This is a genomic window from Streptomyces zhihengii (assembly GCF_016919245.1).
Lineage (GTDB): Bacteria > Actinomycetota > Actinomycetes > Streptomycetales > Streptomycetaceae > Streptomyces > Streptomyces zhihengii.
The window spans coordinates 312,501-335,545 of sequence record NZ_JAFEJA010000002.1; the positions used below are offsets into that span (position 1 = coordinate 312,501).

Genomic DNA, 23,045 nt, shown 5'->3' on the forward strand with positions numbered 1-23,045 from the left:
GGTTGCGCATGCGGGGTTGCGGGAGTTCTCTTGACCAGTCTGCCGACTGGTCGGCGAGTCAGAAACCGTATGGATAGGCGAAGGACATGCGAAAGGTCCGGCGTAGAGGGTAAGACCCCCGTAGCTGAAATTCATGCGGCTTGCTTGAGAATTTCCCAAGTAGCACGGGGCCCGAGAAATCCCGTGTGAATCTGGCGGGACCACCCGCTAAGCCTAAATATTCCCTGGTGACCGATAGCGGATAGTACCGTGAGGGAATGGTGAAAAGTACCGCGGGAGCGGAGTGAAATAGTACCTGAAACCGTGTGCCTACAAGCCGTGGGAGCGTCGCTGTATGTGCTTGCACATGCAGTCGTGACTGCGTGCCTTTTGAAGAATGAGCCTGCGAGTTTGCGGTGTGTTGCGAGGTTAACCCGTGTGGGGAAGCCGTAGCGAAAGCGAGTCCGAATAGGGCGATTCAGTAGCGCGCTCAAGACCCGAAGCGGAGTGATCTAGCCATGGGCAGGTTGAAGCGGAGGTAAGACTTCGTGGAGGACCGAACCCACCAGGGTTGAAAACCTGGGGGATGACCTGTGGTTAGGGGTGAAAGGCCAATCAAACTCCGTGATAGCTGGTTCTCCCCGAAATGCATTTAGGTGCAGCGTCGTGTGTTTCTTGCCGGAGGTAGAGCACTGGATAGGCGATGGGCCCTACCGGGTTACTGACCTTAGCCAAACTCCGAATGCCGGTAAGTGAGAGCACGGCAGTGAGACTGTGGGGGATAAGCTCCATGGTCGAGAGGGAAACAGCCCAGAGCATCGACTAAGGCCCCTAAGCGTACGCTAAGTGGGAAAGGATGTGGAGTCGCAGAGACAACCAGGAGGTTGGCTTAGAAGCAGCCACCCTTGAAAGAGTGCGTAATAGCTCACTGGTCAAGTGATTCCGCGCCGACAATGTAGCGGGGCTCAAGCGTACCGCCGAAGTCGTGTCATTGCAGCGTATAGCCCCAACGGGTGCTGTGATGGGTAGGGGAGCGTCGTGTGCCGGGTGAAGCAGCCGCGGAAGCGAGTTGTGGACGGTTCACGAGTGAGAATGCAGGCATGAGTAGCGATACACACGTGAGAAACGTGTGCGCCGATTGACTAAGGGTTCCTGGGTCAAGCTGATCTGCCCAGGGTAAGTCGGGACCTAAGGCGAGGCCGACAGGCGTAGTCGATGGACAACCGGTTGATATTCCGGTACCCGCTTTGAAACGCCCAATATCGAGCCCATTAATGCTAAGGCCGTGAAGCCGCCGGCTGAGTCTTCGGACGAGGTCGGAGTGGTGGAGCCGCTGACCCAAGGTGGTAGTAGGTAAGCGATGGGGTGACGCAGGAAGGTAGTCCAGCCCGGGCGGTGGTTGTCCCGGGGTAAGGGTGTAGGCCGTGTGATAGGCAAATCCGTCACACATTAAGGCTGAGACCTGATGCCGAGCCGATTGTGGTGAAGTGGATGATCCTATGCTGTCGAGAAAAGCCTCTAGCGAGTTTCATGGCGGCCCGTACCCTAAACCGACTCAGGTGGTCAGGTAGAGAATACCGAGGCGTTCGGGTGAACTATGGTTAAGGAACTCGGCAAAATGCCCCCGTAACTTCGGGAGAAGGGGGGCCATTCTTGGTGATCCGATTTACTCGGTGAGCTGGGGGTGGCCGCAGAGACCAGCGAGAAGCGACTGTTTACTAAAAACACAGGTCCGTGCGAAGCCGTAAGGCGATGTATACGGACTGACGCCTGCCCGGTGCTGGAACGTTAAGGGGACCGGTTAGCTTGGATTCGTCCAGGCGAAGCTGAGAACTTAAGCGCCAGTAAACGGCGGTGGTAACTATAACCATCCTAAGGTAGCGAAATTCCTTGTCGGGTAAGTTCCGACCTGCACGAATGGCGTAACGACTTCTCGACTGTCTCAACCATAGGCCCGGTGAAATTGCACTACGAGTAAAGATGCTCGTTTCGCGCAGCAGGACGGAAAGACCCCGGGACCTTTACTACAGTTTGATATTGGTGTTCGGTTCGGCTTGTGTAGGATAGGTGGGAGACTGTGAACTCTGGACGCCAGTTCAGGGGGAGTCGTCGTTGAAATACCACTCTGGTCGTGCTGGATGTCTAACCTGGGTCCGTGATCCGGATCAGGGACAGTGTCTGATGGGTAGTTTAACTGGGGCGGTTGCCTCCCAAAGGGTAACGGAGGCGCCCAAAGGTTCCCTCAGCCTGGTTGGCAATCAGGTGTTGAGTGTAAGTGCACAAGGGAGCTTGACTGTGAGACCGACGGGTCGAGCAGGGACGAAAGTCGGGACTAGTGATCCGGCGGTGGCTTGTGGAAGCGCCGTCGCTCAACGGATAAAAGGTACCCCGGGGATAACAGGCTGATCTTCCCCAAGAGTCCATATCGACGGGATGGTTTGGCACCTCGATGTCGGCTCGTCGCATCCTGGGGCTGGAGTCGGTCCCAAGGGTTGGGCTGTTCGCCCATTAAAGCGGTACGCGAGCTGGGTTTAGAACGTCGTGAGACAGTTCGGTCCCTATCCGCTGTGCGCGTAGGAGTCTTGAGAAGGGCTGTCCCTAGTACGAGAGGACCGGGACGGACGAACCTCTGGTGTGCCAGTTGTCCTGCCAAGGGCATGGCTGGTTGGCTACGTTCGGAAAGGATAACCGCTGAAAGCATCTAAGCGGGAAGCCTGCTTCGAGATGAGGACTCCCACCTCCTTGAGAGGGTAAGGCTCCCAGTAGACGACTGGGTTGATAGGCCGGATATGGAAGCCAGGTAACTGGTGGAGTTGACCGGTACTAATAGGCCGAGGGCTTGTCCTCAGTTGCTCGCGTCCACTGTGTTAGTTCTGAAGTAACGAACTCGCCTTTGCCGGCTGGTAGTTCGACATCTTCATAGTGTTTCGGTGGTCATAGCGTTAGGGAAACGCCCGGTTACATTCCGAACCCGGAAGCTAAGCCTTTCAGCGCCGATGGTACTGCAGGGGGGACCCTGTGGAAGAGTAGGACGCCGCCGAACTCATCGTGTATTCAACCCCCGGACCCTGTCCGGGGGTTGAGTCGTTTCGGGGGTATTCCGGCCGGCCGGCCGCGACGGAACAGGCAGTTCCGGACCCCCTGTGGCCGTCGGACCTCACCAGGCGGGTAAGGTCGGGGGGCATCATTGGCACGTTCCCACAGGAGGCCCCCGGGTGGAGGTCCAGGAGACCCGCGTTCAGACGGACCGGGTACTCACCATCCCGAACATTCTCAGCATGGCACGCCTGGTCGGCGTCCCGCTCTTCCTGTGGCTGATCCTCCTTCCCGAGTTCGGCGGGCCCAAGGCCGACGGCTGGGCATTGCTGGTGCTGATGCTCAGCGGTGTCAGCGACTATCTCGACGGCAAGCTCGCCCGCCGCTGGAACCAGATCAGCAGCCTCGGCCGAATCCTCGACCCGGCCGCGGACCGGCTGTACATCCTGTCGACCCTGGTCGGACTGACCTGGCGCGAGATTCTGCCGCTCTGGCTGACCCTGGCACTTCTCGCCCGGGAAGCGATGCTGCTGGTGATGGTGGGAATCCTCCGGCGCCACGGCTATCCGCCGCCCCAGGTGAACTTCCTGGGCAAGGCCGCCACCTTCAACCTCATGTACGCCTTCCCCTTGCTGCTCCTGAGTGACGGGACGGGGTGGCTTGCGTCACTGGCCGCGATTTTCGGATGGGCATTCGCCGGATGGGGTACAACTCTGTATTGGTGGGCAGGGATCCTCTATGTGGTCCAGGTCCGCCGCCTCGTCAAGGCGGACGCAGTGGCCGATTGACCCCGTCTACGCGTAGCCGCGCAGTGTGGCCGGCCGCGGATGCCACCACAGGGTTCCATCGCGCGGGCGAAGTCGGCTGACCGTCATCTCTCAAGGAGGACGCTTCCGACATGAAGGCCGTCGTGATGGCTGGTGGCGAAGGAACCAGACTTCGCCCCATGACCTCGAGCATGCCCAAGCCGCTCCTGCCGGTGGCCAACCGGCCGATCATGGAGCATGTGCTGCGCCTGCTCAAACGGCACGGGCTCACCGAGACCGTGGTCACCGTGCAGTTCCTCGCGTCACTGGTCAAGAACTACTTCGGTGACGGCGAAGAGCTCGGGATGGAGCTCACGTATGCCAACGAGGAGAAGCCCCTCGGCACCGCGGGCAGCGTGAAGAACGCCGAGGAGGCGCTGAAGGACGACGCCTTTCTCGTCATTTCCGGTGACGCCCTCACCGATTTCGACCTGACCGACCTGATCTCCTTCCACAAGGAGAAGGGCGCTCTCGTCACGGTCTGCCTCACCCGCGTACCGAACCCCCTGGAATTCGGCATCACGATCGTCGACGAAGAGGGCAAGGTCGAGCGCTTCCTGGAGAAGCCGACCTGGGGCCAGGTCTTCTCCGACACCGTGAACACCGGAATCTACGTGATGGAGCCCGAGGTCTTCGACTACGTCGAGGCCGATGTCCCCGTCGACTGGTCCGGCGACGTCTTCCCGCAGCTCATGAAGGAGGGCAAGCCCATCTTCGGCTATGTCGCCGAGGGCTACTGGGAGGACGTGGGCACCCACGAGAGCTATGTGAAGGCGCAGGCCGACGTCCTCGAACGCAAGGTGGACGTGGAACTCGACGGCTTCGAGATCTCGCCCGGGGTGTGGGTCGCCGAGGGTGCGGAGGTCCATCCCGACGCCGTGCTGCGCGGACCGCTGTACATCGGCGACTACGCGAAGGTCGAGGCCGGCGTCGAGATCCGGGAACACACCGTCGTCGGGTCCAACGTCGTCGTGAAGTCCGGAGCGTTCCTGCACAAGGCCGTCATCCACGACAACGTCTACGTCGGCCAGCAGAGCAACCTCCGCGGCTGCGTGGTCGGCAAGAACACCGACATCATGCGCGCCTCCCGGATCGAGGACGGCGCCGTGATCGGCGACGAGTGCCTCATCGGTGAGGAATCGATCGTCCAGGGCAATGTGCGGGTCTACCCGTTCAAGACGATCGAGGCCGGCGCCTTCGTCAACACGTCCGTCATCTGGGAGTCCCGGGGGCAGGCGCACCTCTTCGGGGCCAGGGGCGTCACCGGCATCCTGAACGTGGAGATCACCCCCGAGGTCGTCGTCCGGCTCGCGGGCGCGTACGCCACCACGCTCAAGAAGGGCGCCACGGTCACCACCGCGCGTGACCACTCCCGTGGCGCGCGGGCCCTGAAACGGGCGGTGATCTCGGCGCTCCAGGCGAGCGCGATCGACGTGCGCGACCTGGAGAACGTGCCGCTGCCCGTCGCCCGGCAGCAGACCGCCCGGGGCAGTGCCGGCGGCATCATGATCCGGACGTCGCCGGGTGTCCCCGACTCGGTGGACATCATGTTCTTCGACGCGCGGGGCGCCGACCTGTCCCAGGGCGGCCAGCGCAAGCTCGACCGCGTGTACGCGCGCCAGGAGTACCGGCGGGCCTTCCCCGGCGAGATCGGCGACCTGCACTTCCCGTCGAGCGTCTTCGACTCGTACACCGGATCGCTGCTGCGCAACGTGGACACCACGGGGATCGCCGACTCGGGGCTGAAGGTCGTCGTCGACGCCTCGAACGGCAGCGCCGGGCTCATCCTGCCCAGCCTGCTCGGCCGGCTCGGCGTGGACGCCCTGACGATCAACCCGGGTCTCGACGAGTCCCGGCCGACGGAGTCGGTCGAGTCGCGAAGAGCCGGTCTGGTCCGGCTCGGCGAGATCGTCGCCTCGGCGCGCGCGGCGTTCGGGGTGCGGTTCGACCCGGTCGGCGAGCGGTTCTCGCTGGTCGACGAGCGCGGGCGCATCGTGGAGGACGACCGGGCGCTGCTGGTCCTGCTCGACCTGGTGGCGGCCGAGCGGCGCAGCGGCAAGGTGGCCCTGCCCGTGACCACCACCCGCATCGCCGAGCAGGTCGCCGCGTACCACGGGACGCAGGTGGAGTGGACGACCACCTCGCCGGACGACCTGACCAGGGTGGGCCGCGAGGACACCACGATCTTCGGCGGCGACGGCCGCGGCGGCTTCATCGTGCCGGAGTTCAGCAGCGTCTTCGACGGCGCCGCCGCGTTCGTGCGGCTGGTGGGCCTGGTGGCCAGGACGCAGCTCACGCTGAGCCAGATCGACGCCCGGATCCCGCGGGCCCACGTCCTCAGGCGGGACGTGGCCACCCCGTGGGCCGTCAAGGGCCTGGTCATGCGGCGCGTGGTGGAGGCGGCGGGGGACCGGCACGTCGACACCACCGACGGTGTGCGGGTGGTGGAGGCGGACGGCCGCTGGGTGATGGTGCTGCCCGACCCGGCCGAGGCCGTCACCCATCTGTGGGCCGAGGGACCGGACGACACCTCCGCGCAGGCGCTGCTCGACGAGTGGGCGGCGGTCGTGGACAGCGCGGGGAAGTGACACCCTCACGGGTGCCCCCGGCCGCCGTGTGACGCGGTGGCCCGGGGCACCGGTGGGGCCATTCGGCGGTAGCGGCTGCGACGTGCGACGATGTGCGGCATGTCGCAGCCGCCCCCCGTTCGGAGTACCGGTTCACCGCCCGTGCGTCCCGACGCCTCCATGTCGCTGCTGACCAACGTCATGGAGCACAGCCTCGACGACGGCTACGCCGAGGCGTCGGCACGCCGTGCCGAGAGCGGCGGCCTGCCGAAGACGCTGCGCGCACGGCTCGGTCTCGCCGCCGGGCTCGTCCTCGCGGCCGCGGTGGTGACGGTGGGAGCCGCCGAGGCCCGTGTCTCCGCGCCCGTGCTCGCCAAGGAGCGCGTGGAGCTGATCGACCGGGTCGAGGCGCAGACGGAATCCGTGGACGACCTGGAGCGCACTGTCGAATCGCTGCGCGCCGACGTCCAGGAGCGTCAGCGCAAGGCCCTCAGCGAGGACGGCGGCGGCCACGCGGACCTCACCGGTCTGCTCGCCGGAGCAACCCCGGTGGAGGGCCCGGGCGTCAAACTCGTCGTGGACGACGCGAAGGACACGGCCCAGGGCGGCGACGGGCCGCGCGAGAGCAGCGGCTTCTCCGACACCGGCCGGGTGCGCGACCGCGACATGCAGCGGGTCGTCAACGGCCTGTGGGAGTCGGGCGCCGAGGCCGTGGCCATCAACGGGCAGCGCCTCACCGCCCTGTCCGCCATCCGCGCGGCGGGCGACGCCATACTGGTCGACAACCGGCCGCTGGTGCCCCCGTACACCGTGCTGGCGGTGGGCGACGGCGACAAGCTGAGCACCGCCTTCCAGGACAGCGCCGACGGGCAGTACCTGCACGCGCTCCAGGAGAGCTTCGGCATCCGCACGCGGATCTCGGCCGAGGAGTCGGTCCGGCTCCCCGCGGCTCCGAGCCTGATCGTACGTACAGCAGAGCCGGAGACCGACGCCGCCGCGCAGGGCGGCGGGCAGGACGCGGCCGAGACAGAGAAGGGCACATCGTGATCGCCGTACTGGGCCTCGTCGTGGGAGTCGTGGTCGGCCTGCTGGTCCGGCCCGAGGTGCCGGCGGTGGTCGAGCCCTACCTGCCGATCGCGGTGGTGGCCGCGCTGGACGCCGTGTTCGGCGGACTGCGGGCCATGCTGGACGGCATCTTCGTGGACAAGGTCTTCGTGGTCTCGTTCCTGTCCAACGTGGTGGTCGCCGCGCTGATCGTCTTCCTCGGCGACAAGCTCGGTGTCGGCGCCCAGCTCTCGACCGGTGTGGTCGTCGTCTTGGGCATCAGGATCTTCTCGAACGCCGCGGCCATCCGCCGCCATGTCTTCCGGGCGTGACGCACATGAACAGTGAGGACAGGCCGCACGGCGGCTCCCCCGAGCCGCGCCGCGAACCGCTGCCGCCGATGGCGCCCCCCGCGCCCGCGCAGCCCGCCGGGGACACCAGGGCCGACGGTGAGGGCCGGGAGTCGGGCAGGCAGCGCCTGGGGGCCGCGCTGTGGCCGCCGAGGGTGACCCGTGCCCAGCTCATCGTCGCCGTGCTGCTGTTCGTCCTCGGTCTCGGGCTCGCCATCCAGGTCCGTTCCAACAGCGACGACAGCGCGCTGCGCGGTGCCCGGCAGGAGGACCTCGTCCGGATCCTCGACGAGCTCGACAACCGCACCCAGCGCCTCCAGGACGAGAAGCAGCGCCTGGAGGAGCAGCGCACCGAGCTGGAGAACAGCTCGGACCAGGCCGAGGAGGCCCGCAAGCAGACGCTCCAGAAGGAGCAGCAGCTCGGGATCCTGGCCGGCACGGTCGCCGCGCAGGGTCCCGGGGTCACGCTCACCATCGCCGACCCGTCCGGGACGGTGGAGCCCGACATGCTGCTCGACGCGATCCAGGAGCTGCGGGCTGCGGGCGCCGAGGCGATCCAGGTCAACGGAGCGCGCGTGGTGGCCAATTCGTACTTCTCCGGCACCGCGGGGAACGTGGAGGTGGACGGCAGGAGCATCAGCGCCCCGTACACCTTCGAGGTGATCGGCAAGCCCCAGGACCTGGAGCCGGCGCTCAACATCCCCGGCGGAGTGGTCCAGACGCTGGAGAAGGAGCAGGCCACGGCCACCGTGGTGCGTTCGGAGAAGATCGTCGTCGACGCCTTGCGACCGGCGGAGCGGCCTGACTACGCTCGGTCGTCATCGCAGTGAATCGGGGGGACATGGGGGCTGCCGGCCCAGGGCAGAAGTTTGCAGGGGGGCGGCGCGCCGGATCGGCGGCGCGTGGTGGAAACTGTCAGGTGGTCACGGACGTTGTGAGAATGTCCGGGGCGGCAGGTGTGTTCGTTCAGGGTTCGTCCTGCCCCACGGGCGGGTCTATTTCGGTCAAGGGGAAGCGCCCGTGAAGTTGTTTGGGAAGTTGTTCGGCAAGAGCGCACGCGAGGACGGCAACGCCCGTCACCGCGCCCCGCGTCACGGCCAGAGCGAGGAGCAGGGCGGGGAGCGCCCGCTGTTCCGCGACGAGGTCGGCCGCGGTGACAATTCGGGCGGAACGGGCGCGTCGTCTGTTGACCCTGCCGGTGCCGGGCGCATAGGTTTCGGGGAACCATCAAGTGCGGGTGGAGGGTTTGCCCAGGACCCGTACGCGACCAATCCCCACGCGGGACAGCCGCGGCAGGAGGATCCGTCCATGGCCGGCTCGCCGGTGTGTACGAGGTGCGGCCACCGGAACCCCGATGCCGCCCGGTTCTGCTCCAACTGCGGTGCGCCGCTGCGCGGCGGGGTTCCCGCCGAGCGTGCCTCCGAGACGACGTCGACCATCTCGATCTCCGGGATCGAGGCGTACGACTCCGAGGTGACGGGGCAGACCGCACTGCCCTCGCTGTCGCCGGAGGCCCAGGCCGCCGTCGACGCGCTCCCGCTCGGATCGGCTCTTCTCGTGGTGCGCCGCGGCCCCAACTCGGGCAGCCGCTTCCTCCTCGACGGCGAGCTGACCACGGCGGGCCGCCACCCCCAGAGCGACATCTTCCTGGACGACGTGACGGTGTCGCGCCGCCATGTGGAGTTCCGTCGCGGCGGGGACGGCAGCTTCACCGTCTCCGACGTCGGCAGCCTCAACGGCACCTACGTCAACCGCGAGCGGATCGACTCCGTCGTCCTGTCGAACGGCGACGAGGTCCAGATCGGCAAGTACCGGCTGGTCTTCTACGCGAGCCAGCGGGGCATCTGAGCCTCCCCGGACGCCGTCCGGGGAGCACCCAGGGAAGGCACATGCTGCGCACACCCCCGGGCGGTGCCGGTCACGGCACCGCCGCTCAGGGCGAACGGCCGATGAGCATCGGTACGGTGCTCACCCGGCTGCGGGACGAGTTCCCCGAGGTGACGATCTCCAAGATCCGTTTCCTGGAGGCCGAGGGGCTCGTGGAGCCCATGCGGTCCCCCTCGGGGTATCGCAAGTTCACCCCGCAGGACGTCGAGCGGCTCGCCCTCGTCCTGCGGATGCAGCGCGACCACTACCTGCCGCTCAAGGTCATCCGCGAGCAGCTCGACGCCCTGGAGCGCGGGGAGCAGATCCAGCTTCCCGCCCAGGGCGCGCAGGGCGATCCGGCCGACGGCGCGGCCCAGGCGGCGTACGACCGCCCCACCGTCCGCCGGCTGGGCAGGGCCGAGCTGCTGGCGGCCGCCGAGATCACCGACGAGGACCTCACCGAGTGGGAGTCGTACGGGCTGCTCACGGCTGACGGCGGCGGCGGTTACGACCCGGAGGCGGTCACGGTCGCCCGGCTCGTCACGGATCTCGGCCGTTTCGGACTGGAGCCCCGGCATCTGCGGGCCATGAAAGCCTCCGCGGAGCGGGACGCGGGGCTCGTCGAGCAGGTGGTCGCACCCCTGCGTCTGCACCGCAATCCGCAGACCAGGGCGCATGCGGAGGCCACCGTCAAGGAGCTCGCCGACCTGTCCGTGCGGCTCCACACGGCGCTGGTCCGCAGCGCCCTCGGGGTCAGACTGACCTGATCTTGGCCCAGCCCGACTACCCAAACCCGGCGCGCACGTCCTAGGGTTGCTGTGTGAACGAGCTCGACGTTGTGGGTGTCCGGGTCGAAATGCCCTCGAACCAGCCGATCGTTCTCCTGCGTGAAGTGGGAGGCGACCGGTACCTCCCCATCTGGATCGGCCCCGGGGAGGCGACCGCGATCGCTTTCGCACAGCAGGGGATGGCTCCCGCCAGACCGCTGACGCACGACCTGTTCAAGGACGTCCTGGAGGCGGTCGGCCAGGAGCTCACCGAGGTCCGGATCACCGATCTCCGTGAGGGCGTCTTCTACGCGGAGCTGGTTTTCGCCAGCGGCGTCGAGGTCAGTGCCAGGCCCTCGGACGCCATAGCGCTCGCCCTGCGCACCGGTACGCCGATCTACGGCAGCGACGGTGTGCTGGACGACGCCGGGATCGCGATCCCCGACGAGCAGGAGGACGAGGTGGAGAAGTTCCGCGAGTTCCTCGACCAGATCTCGCCCGAGGACTTCGGCACCAGCAACCAGTGAGCCGGCGACTGCGGGTGACCGGGACGCCGATTCCGGTCGACGGTCCGTGACGTGACTCCCGGTAACCCCCGCCTCGGTGGGCGTGGGGCCGCCGCGCCGGGCACATTCGAGTAGCCTTTCCCGCAATCGGGGCACGAGAAACCACTCTCAGGGTGATTATCACTCGGCGTGCCGAGTGTGGCGATCGTTGACGCACCCCCGGTGACTCCCTACCTTCGAGGTGGCAGGTCAAGGACGGAGGTCGGCGTGAGAAGCAGCGGCGACAGTACGGCTGGGGGCGGCCCCGGAATTCCGGTGGAAGGCGGGCCGTATCCGCTGCACGACGGCGCGGCCGACCCCTCGCCCGACACCATCGGCTACCGCGGTCCCACCGCGTGCGCGGCGGCGGGCATCACCTATCGGCAGCTCGACTACTGGGCGCGCACGGGGCTCGTCGAGCCGAGTGTGCGGGCCGCCTACGGCTCGGGCACCCAGCGGCTGTACAGCTTCCGCGACGTCGTGGTGCTCAAGATCGTCAAGCGTTTCCTGGACACCGGTGTCGCGCTCCAGAACATCCGCGCCGCGGTCCAGCATCTGCGGGCCCGCGGATTCAGGGACCTGGAGCGGATGACGCTGATGAGCGACGGCGCCACCGTCTACGAGTGCTCGTCCCCCGACGAGGTGGTCGACCTGCTCCAGGGCGGCCAGGGGATCTTCGGGATCGCCGTGGGCGTGGTGTGGCGGGACGTCGAGGCGGCCCTGTCCCAGCTCCACGGCGAACGGGTGGACACCGGCGAGACCCTGGTCGGGAACAACCCCGCCGACGAACTGGCCAGACGCCGGCAGAACCGGGCGGTCTGACGACGCCCCCTTCCCGCCGCCGGCCGCGAGGTCCCGGCGGCGGGAAGGGGGCGTTGTCGGTGGTGTGAGGGAGCATCGGTGGTGTGAGATCCGCGCCGACGATCCTGCATCTGGACATGGATGCCTTCTACGCCGCTGCCGAGCAGGCGGCGAAGCCGTCGCTGCGCGGCAAGGCCGTGGTCGTCGGCGGACTCGGGCCGCGCGGTGTGGTGGCCACCGCCTCGTACGAGGCCCGGCGCTTCGGGGTGCACTCGGCGATGCCGACGGCCCAGGCCCGGCGCCTCGCGCCGAACGCCGCGTACCTGGTGCCCCGCTTCTCCCTCTACCGCTCGGTCAGCGAGCAGGTCATGGAGCTGCTGGGCCGGCTGTCGCCGCTGGTCGAGCCGCTCAGCCTGGACGAGGCGTTCGTCGATCTGGAGGCCGGCGGCACCGCGCACGACGCGGTGACGGCACGGGCCACGGGTGAGCGGCTGCGGGCCGACATCCGGGCGGTGACCGGACTGAGCGGATCGGTCGGGCTCGCGGGGTCCAAGATGCTGGCGAAGATCGCCTCCGAGCAGGCCAAGCCGGACGGGCTCGTGCTGATCGAGCCCGGTACCGAACGCGACCTGCTCGGCCCGCTGACCGTCCGCACCCTGCCCGGTGTGGGGCCGGCGACCGGCGAGCACCTGAGGCGGGCCGGGATGACCACGGTGTCCGACCTCGCCGAGGCCGGTGAGGACGAACTCGTGCGCCTGCTGGGCAGGGCCCACGGGGCGGCCCTCTTCCGGATGGCGCTCGGCCACGACGACCGGCCGGTGGTCGCCGAGCGGGACGCCAAGTCGGTGTCCGTCGAGGACACCTTCGACGTCGACCTGCACGACCGGGTGCGGGTGCGCACCGAGGTGGACCGGCTCGCCGAGCGGTGTGTGCAGCGTCTGCGGGCCGGCGGCCACTCCGGGCGCACCATCGTGCTGAAGGTCCGCCGGTACGACTTCTCCACGCTGACCCGGTCCGAGACGCTGCGCGGGCCGACCGACGACCCCGCCGTGGTGCGGGAGGCGGCCGGCCGGCTGCTGGAGTCGGTGGACACCACCGGGGGAGTGCGGCTGCTCGGCGTCGGCGTCACGGGCCTCGCCGACTACACCCAGGAGGACCTCTTCGCCCAGGCCGCCGCCGCGCTCGCGGAACCGGCCGCCGAAGCGGCCGGGGAGGGGCCGGAGCCCCGCCCCGCCGCCGGCACCCAGGCTCCGGCCGCGGAGCCGGCCGCCCCGGAGGACGGGCCGGAGCCGCCGGCCGAGCGGCACTGGTCGGCCGGGCAGGACGTGCTCCACGCCGAGCTGGGGCCCGGCTGGGTGCAGGGCAGCGGGGTCGGCCGGGTGACCGTGCGCTTCGAGGTGCCCGGTTCGGCGCCCGGCCGGGTGCGCACCTTCCGCGTGGACGATGAGGCCCTCCGGCCCGCCGAGCCGCTGCCGCTCGTCGGGGCCCCCGCCGAGGAGGCAGGGGGCACGGGCGGTGCGGCCCCCGCCGAGGAGGCACGGGGGACGGGCGGTGCGGCCCTCGCCGCGGGGCGCGACTGAGGGGCCCGCCCGGGGAGGCGGGGTCAGTCCTCCTGGCCGGCTATGCGGCCGAAGGAGGTGTCGCCGGACGCCTGCGCCGGCGACGGCGGGGCGGCGAGGTCCAGCCCGTAGTGGTGGTAGAGCTGGAGTTCCTGTTCGGGGGAGAGATGGCGGCCGACGCCGAAGTCCGGGGCGTCCTTGATCAGGCCCCGCTCGTACGGCACGTGGAGCGCGTTGTCGACGATCTCGCTCGGTTCGAGGGGGACGAAGGCGTCCCGGCTGAAGAGTCCCGTACGGACGGCCGCCCACTCGGGGACGCCGGTCGCGTCGTCGAGGTACACCTCGTCGACGGTCCCGATCTTGTGGCCGCTGCGGTCGAACGCCTTGCGGCCGATCAGGCTGCGCGGATCGATGTCGGTCTGCACGGTCCCTCCAACAGGTCGCCACTGCTCCTGTGACTACGAAAGGGCACAACGCAGGTGTCGGCCACTCGGGGGACCGGCCCGGACACGCTGGTACCCTGGCAAGCGGCTGCTGACCCCGTGCGGGAGAGTCCACCGGTGAGATACCCGCCGGCGGCGCCGAAGGAGCAAATCCTCCCCGGAATCTCTCAGGCCCCTGTACCGCACGGACGAGGTCACTCTGGAAAGCAGAGCGGGCGTCGGACGGCATCCGCTCTCACCGACGGTGAAAGCCGGTGCGCTCTTCGTGACGCCCGGTGAAACTCTCAGGTTGAGATGACAGAGGGGGAGGCCGTCCGGGCATCCGCGCCGTGATGCCCCTCGCAGGTCGTACAAGACCAGGAGGCCTCCCACATGACCGCCAACCGCACTCCGCTGACCGAGCTGGAGCGGGGCATCCCCTTCGAGCAGCGTCACATCGGCCCCGACGCCGCCGCCCAGGCCAAGATGCTCGCCCAGGTGGGCTACGGCTCCCTCGACGAACTCACCGCCGCGGCCGTGCCGGACGTGATCAAGAGCACCGAGGCCCTCGATCTGCCCGAGGCGCTCACCGAGGCCGGCGTCCTCGCCGAGCTGCGCGGGCTCGCCGACCGCAACCAGGTGCTCGCGCCCATGATCGGCCTCGGCTACCACGGCACCTTCACGCCCCCGGTCATCCTGCGCAACGTCATGGAGAACCCGGCCTGGTACACCGCGTACACGCCGTACCAGCCGGAGATCTCGCAGGGCCGGCTGGAGGCGCTGCTGAACTTCCAGACCGTCGTGGCCGACCTCGCCGGGCTGCCCACCTCCGGCGCCTCGCTGCTGGACGAGGGCACCGCCGCGGCCGAGGCCATGTCCCTCGCCCGCCGCGTCGGCAAGGTCAAGGACGGTGTCTTCCTGGTCGACGCCGACACCCTCCCGCAGACGATCGCCGTCATCGAGACCCGCGCCGAGCCGACCGGTGTCGAGGTCGTCGTCGCCGATCTCACCGACGGCATCCCCGCGGACATCGCCGAGCGCGGCGTCTTCGGCGTGCTGCTCCAGTACCCGGGCGCCTCCGGCGCCGTGCGCGACCTGCGGACCCTGATCGAGGCGGCCCACGGGCTCGGCGCCGTCGTCACCGTCGCGGCCGACCTGCTCGCGCTCACCCTGCTCACCTCGCCGGGCGAGCTGGGCGCGGACATCGCCGTCGGCACCACCCAGCGCTTCGGCGTCCCGATGGGCTTCGGCGGCCCGCACGCCGGCTACATGGCCGTGCGCGAGAAGTTCGCCCGCAGCCTGCCCGGCCGCCTCGTCGGCGTCTCCGTCGACGCCGACGGCAACAAGGCCTACCGGCTCGCGCTCCAGACCCGCGAGCAGCACATCCGCCGGGAGAAGGCCACCAGCAACATCTGCACCGCCCAGGTGCTGCTCGCCGTGATGGCCGGCATGTACGCCGTCTACCACGGCCCCGACGGCCTGCGGGCGATCGCCGAGCGTACCCACCGCTACGCCGCCGTCCTCGCCGACGGTCTGCGGGCCGGCGGTGTGGAGGTCGTCCACGGCGCCTTCTTCGACACCGTCACCGCGCGGGTGCCCGGCCGGGCCGCCGACGTGGTGGCCGCGGCCCGTGAGGGCGGCGTCAACCTGCGCCTCGTCGACGCCGACCACGTCTCCGCCGCCTGCGACGAGACCACCGGCCGGGCCCAGCTCGCCGCCGTGTGGGCCGCCTTCGGCGTGAGCGCCGACGCCGGGGAGCTGGACGCGGCGGGCGCCGACGCGCTGCCCGCCGGGCTGCTGCGCACCGACGACTACCTGACCCACCCCGTCTTCCACCAGCACCGTTCCGAGACCGCGATGCTGCGCTACCTGCGCCGTCTCGCCGACCGCGACTACGCGCTGGACCGGGGCATGATCCCGCTCGGCTCCTGCACGATGAAGCTGAACGCCACCACCGAGATGGAGCCGGTCACCTGGCCGGAGTTCGGCCAGATCCACCCCTTCGCCCCGGTGGAGCAGGCGCAGGGCTATCTGACGCTGATCACCGAGCTGGAGGAGCGTCTCGCCGAGGTCACCGGCTACGACAAGGTCTCCCTCCAGCCGAACGCCGGCTCCCAGGGCGAACTCGCCGGCCTGCTCGCGGTGCGCGCCTACCACCGCGCGAACGGCGACGACCAGCGCACCGTCTGCCTGATCCCGTCGTCGGCGCACGGCACCAACGCCGCCAGCGCGGTGATGGCCGGGATGAAGGTCGTCGTCGTGAAGACGGCCGACGACGGCGAGATCGACGTCGAGGACCTGCGGGCGAAGATCGAGCAGTACCGCGACGAGCTCTCGGTGCTGATGATCACCTACCCGTCCACCCACGGTGTGTTCGAGGAGCACGTCGCCGACATCTGCGCGCAGGTGCACGACGCCGGCGGCCAGGTGTACGTGGACGGCGCCAACCTCAACGCGCTGGTCGGGCTCGCGAAGCCGGGCCGGTTCGGCGGCGACGTCTCGCACCTGAACCTGCACAAGACGTTCTGCATCCCGCACGGCGGCGGCGGCCCGGGTGTCGGCCCGGTCGCGGTGCGCTCGCACCTCGCCCCCTACCTGCCCAACCACCCGCTCCAGCCGACGGCGGGGCCCGCGACGGGCGTCGGCCCGATCTCCGCGGCTCCCTGGGGCTCGGCGGGCATCCTGCCGATCTCCTGGGCCTACGTGCGCCTGATGGGCGGCGAGGGGCTCAAGCGCGCCACCCAGGTCGCCGTGCTGGCGGCCAACTACATCGCCAAGCGCCTGGAGCCGCACTACCCCGTGCTCTACACCGGTCCCGCGGGGCTGGTCGCGCACGAGTGCATCGTCGACCTGCGGCCGCTGTCGAAGGCGACCGGGGTCAGCGTCGACGACATCGCCAAGCGTCTGATCGACTACGGCTTCCACGCGCCGACGATGTCGTTCCCGGTGGCGGGCACGCTCATGATCGAGCCGACCGAGAGCGAGGACCTGGGCGAGCTCGACCGTTTCTGCGACACGATGATCGCGATCCGCGCCGAGATCGAGAAGGTCGCGTCGGGCGAGTGGCCCGCCGAGGACAACCCGCTGCGCAACGCGCCCCACACGGCCGCCGCGCTGGGCGGTGCGTGGGACCACGCCTACAGCCGTGACGTCGCGGTCTTCCCGGCCGGGGTGAGCGCCGCGGACAAGTACTGGCCGCCGGTCCGCCGTATCGACGGCGCCTTCGGCGACCGCAACCTCGTCTGCTCCTGCCCGCCGCTGGACGAGTACGAGGGCTGACGGGCGCCCCGGCACGGGCCGGGGGACATGCGTCGGGGCCGGTGCGGAGACTTCTCTCCGGGCCGGCCCCCGGTCGTGCCGCGGCTCGCCGCGACTACGCCGCCGTCACCACGTGACCCGCCTCCAGCGGGCGCCGCGGCGCGATGACCTGGCCGTCGGGCAGCAGCTCGCCCGTGTCCTCGAAGAGGAGCACCCCGTTGCACAGAAGGCTCCAGCCCTGTTCCGGGTGGTGGGCCACCAGGCGGGCCGCCTCACGGTCGGCGGAGTCGGCTGTCGGACACGCTGGCTGGTGCTGGCACATGGATGGGTTCTTTCGCTGCGTCGTGGTGAGTGTGCTGCGGCTCGATGAGGTGTTCATGGCCGCCCCCCGTATCTGTCGGTCCGGTTCCAGTGTTCCCCCGCGGAGGTCGTTCCGCAGGGATTTCACAGCAGCTCTTCCTACTGATTGATGACGCATCACTCACGAGGACGGTTCAGCGTGACCATGCCGTCCTTTCGGGGGGTTGGGAGTGGTCACAAGGGGCTAGTCACTTCGGGGCACCCTCCGGGCACCAGTACGCCCCGCGACCGGGCGGTCGCGGGGCGTGCGGGGCGGGGCCGGGCCGTCTCAGGCGGCCGGCGAGTCGAGCAGCGCGGGCGCCGCCGGTGCGAGCCGCAGGGTCAGCAGCGGCAGCAGATCGGCCGCCCGGCGCGGCAGATGGGCCGCGATCCCCGGCGGCGCGGGCGCCAGCGGCACCAGGACGTCGGCCGCGTGCAGGGTGCCCGCGGCCGGGTCGGCGTCGGTGTCCGCGTGCAGCCACAGCGTCAGCATGTAGAGCTCCGGCACGGACAGCAGCCGGGGCTGGCCGTGCGCGCCCGTGGACTCGGCCTGGCGCAGGGCCAGTTCCGTCGACGCGAGATAGGGCCCCTCGAAGAAGTGCGAGAAGGCCCATCCGTCGGCGGTCGGGACGGTGTCCGCGGCGGCGACGACGCCGTCGCCGCCGCGGATCAGGAATCTCCACCCGGCGAGCCGGGTGACCGGTACGCCGTCGCTCGGGACGATCCGGTCGAGCACATGGACCGGGAGCGGGAGTTCGGGGCTCAGCGGTCCCTGGACGGACCGCAGAGCGGGGGTCGGAGCCTCACGGACTGCCGTGGGAGAACCGAGTGCTGCGAGAACGCTGCGCAGGGCGGGCGCGGGGGCCGAAAGGACATGCAGCGGCATGGTGGGTCGCCTCTCACTCAGGAGACACGGTGATGCGGGGAGGTGCGGACGGCGCTGTCGGCATGGGGGCCGCGCGGGGCCGGGAAGACCGCCGGGCGCCGACTGTCGGCCCGTCAGCGGAGTTTATACGACGTGTGTTCACACGGTGTTTCCGCTAGCCGTCGCGCGCATTTCCCGCAAGGCGAATACCGGTCCGCCGAACGCCCGCTTTTCCGGGGCGTATGCACCGTGTGCCCGCCATGGCCTGCGGTTTTTCGCGCGGCGTGGTAGGCCGAATCCCGTCCGTGTTTTACGCCACGTACGGACGGTGTAAATGACCCGGGCAGTGCGCTCCGGAATGTGCCGCCGGAATGTGCCCCGCGGGGGCTGACTCCAGCCTATCCGCACAGGACCTGCTCCGGGGACGTTACGGATCAAAGAGTCTGGGCATTATCGTTCAGGACACGAGCGGCCCACGCCTGGTGGGATGCCCAGTCGAGGAGGGACGCTTCGATGGGGGAGAAGGTCGCGGCGGGCGGATTCGACCTGTCCGATCGGCAGCGGTACCGGCGCAAGCTGCAGCAGTGCCTGGCGGGACTGGCGAGACTGCTGGCGGACAAGAGGTTCGACAGGCCCCGGAATCTCATGGGCCTGGAGATCGAGCTGAATCTCGCGGGAGCCGACGGCATGCCGAGGATGGTGAATGCGGACGTCCTCTCGCGCATCGCGAGCAGTGATTTCCAGACGGAGCTCGGAATGTTCAATCTGGAAGTGAACATCGCTCCGCACCGGCTCGACGGACATGTTCTCGATCAGCTCGCAGAGGAGCTGCGCACCGGCCTCGGATATGCCGAACGCAAGGCGTCGGAAGCGGGCTCGGGGATCGTGATGATCGGAATCCTGCCGACACTCGGCGAGGATGATCTGGTATCCGCGAACCTCTCGGACGTCGATCGCTACACCCTTCTCAACGATCAGATCGTGGCGGCGCGCGGAGAGGAGTTCACGCTCGACATATCGGGGGTCGAGAGCCTGAGCTGCACCTCGTCCTCGATCGCCCCCGAATCCGCCTGCACCTCCGTCCAGCTGCACCTCCAGGTGACCCCGGCCCGCTTCGCCGACGTGTGGAACGCGGCGCAGGCGGTGGCGGCCGTCCAGGTCGCGGTCGGCGCCAACTCGCCGTTCCTGTTCGGCAAGGAGCTGTGGCGGGAGTCGCGGCCGCCCCTGTTCGAGCAGGCCACCGACACCCGCCCGCCCGAACTCCGGGCACAGGGCGTGCGCCCGAGGACCTGGTTCGGGGAGCGCTGGGTGGACTCCGCGTACGACCTCTTCGAGGAGAACCTGCGCTACTACCCCCCGCTGCTGCCCATCTGCGACGACGAGGACCCCCTGCGGGTGCTGGACGACGGAGGCGTCCCGGGGCTGCGGGAGCTCGTCCTGCACAACGGGACGGTCTACCGGTGGAACCGCCCGGTCTACGGGGTCGTCGACGGGGTGCCGCATCTGCGCGTCGAGAACCGGGTGCTGCCCGCCGGGCCCACCGTGGCCGACGTGATCGCCAACGCGGCCTTCTACTACGGCCTGGTCCGCGCCCTCGCCGAGGAGGCCCGGCCGGTGTGGTCCCGGCTGCCCTTCGAGGCGGCGCACCGGAACTTCGACACCGCCTGCCGGTACGGCATCGACGCCGAGCTGGAGTGGCCGCGCCCGGGGCGGGGCGGGGTCACCACCGTCCCCGTGGTCAAGCTCGTCCGCGACGAACTGCTGCCGCTCGCCGCGGCGGGTCTGGACGCGTGGAACATCGAGCCGGCCGACCGCGACCGCTACCTCGGCATCATCGAGGAGCGCTGCCGGCGCCGGATCAACGGAGCCTCCTGGCAGGCGGACACCTTCCACCGGGCACGGGAGGCCGGGCTCCCCAGGGACGCCGCGCTCGCGGCCACCACCCGGCGCTACAGCGAACTGATGCGGGAGGGCCGCCCGGTGCACACCTGGGAGGTGGGCTTCCCCGGCACGGGCGGATGACGCGGCCGGGCCGCCCGGGCCGGGCCGTCACTCCTGCGGCGCGCGGCCCTTCTGCCCCACGGTCATGATCGCCTTCAGGATGACCGCCTCGATCTCCGCTGGGTCGCTGACCTGGTAGCCCGTGCCGCCCGTGGCCTCGGCGATCTCCACGAGTTCGTCGAGGTCGGCGTCGGGCCCGATGGCGATCGCGATCAGGGGCACCGGGGTGCCGGGGTCGCTCAGCTTCCTCAGCTCCGCGATCAGGGCGCTGCGGGTGATGCTGAACCGGTCCTGGTTGGAACCGTCCGTGAGCACGACCAGCGCGTTGAACTTGTCCTTCACGAAGGTGTCCTGTGCCTTGCGGTACACCGCCAGCGTGGTGTCGTACAGCCCGGTGGCCCCGTTGGGCACCGCCGACAGCCCGTCGAACGCCTCGGTGAGCCGGGCGCGCTGGGTGCCCGCCCGGCCGGCCGGGCCCAGCGGGTCGGTCGGCACCAGTTCGCGGTAGTCCCGCGTGCCGTCGAGACCGGTGGCGAACTCCCACAGGCCGATCTCGTCCTCCGGCGTGAAGCCCGCCAGCGCCTGCTTCAGGGTCGCCCGGGTGACGTCGAGCCTGGAGCTCATGCCCCGGCCGGGCACGGGGGTCTGCATGGAGCCGGAGACGTCGACGACGGTGGTGAGCCGGGCGCTCTGCACCGTGATCGTCCACATGCCGAGGGTCTGCTGGAGCATGTCCGACGGCAGCGCGGCCGTCGCGGCGTCCTCGCCGGTGAAGGGCTGCGGCTCCCGGCCCCCGGCGGCCCGGACCAGCGACTCGGGGACCTCCTCGCCCGGGGTCCGGAAGCCGGCGGCGGTCAGGGCCCGGCGGGAGGCGGGCTCCGCCAGCAGGGCCATGAAGCGGGTGGCAGCCCGGCTCTCGTCCGTGCTGAGCGCGGTCTCGTCGACGAGCTGGTACGGGTAGTCGAGCGCCGGGGACCCGTCGGAGGGGTAGAAGAGCCGCAGGTCCGGTATGCCCTCGCCGGTGGCCCTGTTGTACGCGTGGGCGGCCTGCTCCGACAGGAAGACGGCCTGGTTGCGGTCCGGGTCGCCGGCCGCCTCCCCTGACTCGGCGCGCGCCAGCGTGGCGGCCGCCGCGGCGTCGGTGTCCGACACCCGCTGCGACAGCGCCTTGGCGGCGGCCGCCACCGTGGTGTCCGAGGCGCCGGACGACCCCTGCGCGGACCGGGCCACGCTGGTCAGGGCGAGCAGCCCGGTGGCGCTGCGCGCCGGATCGCCGGAGCCGAGGCGCAGCCGCTCGGACGAGGTCGCGGCGGAGGTGAGCCGCGCCCAGGTCCAGGTCTTCGCCGGCCAGCCGAGCTCGGTTCCGGCCGAGGCGACGGAGGCGACGGTGACGGGTGAGGCGGCGACGTTGCCGGCGGCGGTGAGCGGCACGCCGTCGCCGGTGGCCTGCACGCGGTCGGCCCAGACCGCGGAGTCCGGCAGCCACACCTCGTAGTCCGGGCTGTTGGACCCGGTGGCGAGCAGCTCCGCCACCTCGTGGTTCTGCCGGGCCACGACGCGGACGTCCATGCACTGCCCGTCGGAGCGGAGCCCCTCCTCGCGGGCCCGGTCCGCCGCCGCGCGCACCACCGGGGCGATGTCGGGCGAGGCGGCCAGGTCGATGCGCACCGCGTCGTCGGCGCAGGAGTCCGCGAAGGAGAAGAGGCCCGTCTGCACGGCCGCACCGGTGCCCGCCGCGACCGCGAGCACCAGCGAGCAGGCGATGGCCACCGTCCGCCGCCGCACCCGTGGGCGGGACCTGCCGTCGTCCGCCGTATCCGCGTCGGGCAAGCTGTGACGTCCCATGCGGTGGTGCACCTCCTTGTGCGATGTGCAGGGAAACCAGGAACGAGAAAGGGGACCCGCGCCGTCGCGATGACGTGAGTCCCCGGCCTGTCGCACGCGATCTTCGCACCTGTTTTCGAGACCCTAGCGGGGTGCGGACGGGGATGAGAGCCGAATACCGAAGTGGAGGCAGGTGTGCAGGCAGAGGCCGGCGGAGTGGCTGAATCTCTTCCCCAGGAGGGGCCCTCGCGAAGGATCCTGCGGTCCGAGACGGTGCTCGTCCTGGCGCTGTCCCTCGGGGCGAGCGCCCTGTCGGCGCTGATCAGTTTCATCGGATCGGTGACGAAACCGGGTGGTCTGGCGGACCAGGCGGCCACGCTCAACGGCTCGCACGCGCCGGGGCGGCCATGGCTCGATCTCGCCTGGCAGCTCTTCGGGATCGCCAGCGCGCTCGTGCCCGTGGCGCTCGTCGCCCATCTGCTGATCAGGGAGCGCGCGGGGCTCGGCACGATCGGCTTCGACCTGCGCCGCCCGTGGTCGGACCTCGGGCGCGGCACGCTGGTCGCCGCCGGGATCGGCAGCGCGGGGCTCGCCTTCTACCTCGTGGTCCGGGCGGCGGGGTTCAACCTCACCGTCGTCCCGGAGAACCTGCCGGACGTGTGGTGGAAGTACCCGGTGCTGATCCTCTCCGCGGTGCAGAACTCCGTGGTCGAGGAGGTGATCGTGGTCGGCTACCTGCTGCGCAGGCTGGACCAGCTCGGCTGGTCGCCGACGGCCTCGCTCGCCGCCAGCTCGGTGCTGCGCGGTGCCTACCACCTCTACCAGGGCATCGGCGGGTTCCTCGGGAACATGGTGATGGGCGTCGTCTTCGTGCTGCTCTACCGGCGCTGGGGCCGGGTCGGCCCGCTGGTCGCGGCGCACGCGCTCCTCGACATCGTGGCCTTCGTGGGCTACGGACTGCTGGCCGGGAAGGTGGGCTGGCTGCCCACGCCGTAGGCGCGGCGCACAGCGGGGGC

The 23,045-nt window shown here is 69.7% G+C and carries 17 protein-coding genes, 2 rRNA genes and 1 riboswitch (1 of these 20 only partly in view); of the genes, 15 read left to right on the forward strand and 4 right to left on the reverse strand.

Features of this window, described 5'->3' with window-relative positions; genetic code table 11:
• The 12 genes from JE024_RS29575 to JE024_RS29630 form a co-directional block, all read left to right on the forward strand.
• A 23S ribosomal RNA gene (locus JE024_RS29575) occupies positions 1–2,826 on the forward strand; it begins 300 nt to the left of the window's first position.
• A gap of 79 nt (positions 2,827–2,905) precedes the next feature.
• Positions 2,906–3,022 (forward strand): 5S ribosomal RNA (gene rrf, locus JE024_RS29580).
• Positions 3,023–3,194: 172 nt separating this feature from the next.
• The gene (gene clsA, locus JE024_RS29585; protein ID WP_147990856.1) at positions 3,195–3,803 is read left to right on the forward strand and encodes a cardiolipin synthase ClsA; all 609 of its coding nucleotides are present in this window, start codon (positions 3,195–3,197) and stop codon (positions 3,801–3,803) included.
• Positions 3,804–3,913: 110 nt separating this feature from the next.
• Positions 3,914–6,409 (forward strand): mannose-1-phosphate guanyltransferase, encoded by a 2,496-nt coding sequence (locus JE024_RS29590; protein WP_205377026.1) that lies wholly within the window; start codon positions 3,914–3,916, stop codon positions 6,407–6,409.
• A gap of 99 nt (positions 6,410–6,508) precedes the next feature.
• Positions 6,509–7,435 carry a DUF881 domain-containing protein gene (locus JE024_RS29595; RefSeq protein WP_205377027.1) on the forward strand — a complete coding sequence of 309 codons (927 nt, stop codon included), beginning with the start codon at positions 6,509–6,511 and terminating at the stop codon, positions 7,433–7,435.
• Positions 7,432–7,764 carry a small basic family protein gene (locus tag JE024_RS29600; RefSeq protein ID WP_003970459.1) on the forward strand — a complete coding sequence of 111 codons (333 nt, stop codon included), beginning with the start codon at positions 7,432–7,434 and terminating at the stop codon, positions 7,762–7,764. The genes JE024_RS29595 and JE024_RS29600 overlap by 4 nt, the downstream gene beginning before the upstream one ends.
• 5 nt (positions 7,765–7,769) lie before the next feature.
• The gene (locus JE024_RS29605) at positions 7,770–8,612 is read left to right on the forward strand and encodes a DUF881 domain-containing protein (protein ID WP_205377028.1); all 843 of its coding nucleotides are present in this window, start codon (positions 7,770–7,772) and stop codon (positions 8,610–8,612) included.
• Between the two features lie 61 nt (positions 8,613–8,673).
• Positions 8,674–9,630 (forward strand): FHA domain-containing protein, encoded by a 957-nt coding sequence (locus JE024_RS29610; RefSeq protein ID WP_205378419.1) that lies wholly within the window; start codon positions 8,674–8,676, stop codon positions 9,628–9,630.
• Positions 9,631–9,671: 41 nt separating this feature from the next.
• On the forward strand, positions 9,672–10,415 hold the full coding sequence (gene ftsR, locus JE024_RS29615; protein ID WP_205377029.1) for a transcriptional regulator FtsR: 744 nt from the start codon (positions 9,672–9,674) through the stop codon (positions 10,413–10,415).
• A 53-nt stretch (positions 10,416–10,468) separates the two neighbouring features.
• On the forward strand, positions 10,469–10,942 hold the full coding sequence (locus JE024_RS29620) for a bifunctional nuclease family protein (protein WP_067026588.1): 474 nt from the start codon (positions 10,469–10,471) through the stop codon (positions 10,940–10,942).
• Between the two features lie 294 nt (positions 10,943–11,236).
• The gene (locus tag JE024_RS29625) at positions 11,237–11,782 is read left to right on the forward strand and encodes a MerR family transcriptional regulator (protein ID WP_372449882.1); all 546 of its coding nucleotides are present in this window, start codon (positions 11,237–11,239) and stop codon (positions 11,780–11,782) included.
• 83 nt (positions 11,783–11,865) lie between these two features.
• A complete protein-coding gene (locus JE024_RS29630) occupies positions 11,866–13,341 on the forward strand; it encodes a DNA polymerase IV (protein WP_205377031.1) in 1,476 nt (491 codons plus the stop codon).
• A 23-nt stretch (positions 13,342–13,364) separates the two neighbouring features.
• Here the strand turns inward: JE024_RS29630 and JE024_RS29635 are convergent, their stop codons facing one another.
• Positions 13,365–13,745: a PRC-barrel domain-containing protein gene (locus tag JE024_RS29635; RefSeq protein ID WP_205377032.1), complete on the reverse strand. Its 381-nt coding sequence runs from the start codon at positions 13,743–13,745 to the stop codon at positions 13,365–13,367.
• A gap of 110 nt (positions 13,746–13,855) precedes the next feature.
• A riboswitch (glycine riboswitch) is annotated at positions 13,856–13,956 on the forward strand.
• A gap of 179 nt (positions 13,957–14,135) precedes the next feature.
• Between JE024_RS29635 and gcvP the strand changes: the two genes are divergently transcribed.
• Positions 14,136–17,021, forward strand: a complete 2,886-nt coding sequence (gcvP, locus tag JE024_RS29640) for an aminomethyl-transferring glycine dehydrogenase (protein ID WP_205377033.1) — start codon at positions 14,136–14,138, stop codon at positions 17,019–17,021.
• 94 nt (positions 17,022–17,115) lie between these two features.
• Here the strand turns inward: gcvP and JE024_RS29645 are convergent, their stop codons facing one another.
• The gene (locus JE024_RS29645) at positions 17,116–17,322 is read right to left on the reverse strand and encodes a DUF5999 family protein (RefSeq protein ID WP_280521577.1); all 207 of its coding nucleotides are present in this window, start codon (positions 17,320–17,322) and stop codon (positions 17,116–17,118) included.
• A gap of 306 nt (positions 17,323–17,628) precedes the next feature.
• Positions 17,629–18,225: a hypothetical protein gene (locus tag JE024_RS29650; protein WP_205377035.1), complete on the reverse strand. Its 597-nt coding sequence runs from the start codon at positions 18,223–18,225 to the stop codon at positions 17,629–17,631.
• Between the two features lie 492 nt (positions 18,226–18,717).
• Here JE024_RS29650 and JE024_RS29655 point away from each other — a divergent pair, with 492 nt between their 5' ends.
• Positions 18,718–20,226, forward strand: a complete 1,509-nt coding sequence (locus JE024_RS29655) for a glutamate-cysteine ligase family protein (RefSeq protein WP_205377036.1) — start codon at positions 18,718–18,720, stop codon at positions 20,224–20,226.
• 27 nt (positions 20,227–20,253) lie between these two features.
• Here the strand turns inward: JE024_RS29655 and JE024_RS29660 are convergent, their stop codons facing one another.
• Complete coding sequence (locus JE024_RS29660) at positions 20,254–22,050, reverse strand: substrate-binding domain-containing protein (RefSeq protein WP_205377037.1); 1,797 nt, start codon at positions 22,048–22,050, stop codon at positions 20,254–20,256.
• 174 nt (positions 22,051–22,224) lie between these two features.
• On the opposite strand from JE024_RS29660, the gene JE024_RS29665 reads away from it, so the two are divergent.
• Entirely contained in the window at positions 22,225–23,025 is an 801-nt protein-coding gene (locus JE024_RS29665) for a CPBP family intramembrane glutamic endopeptidase (RefSeq protein ID WP_443742871.1), read from the forward strand.
• Positions 23,026–23,045 lie beyond the last annotated feature (20 nt).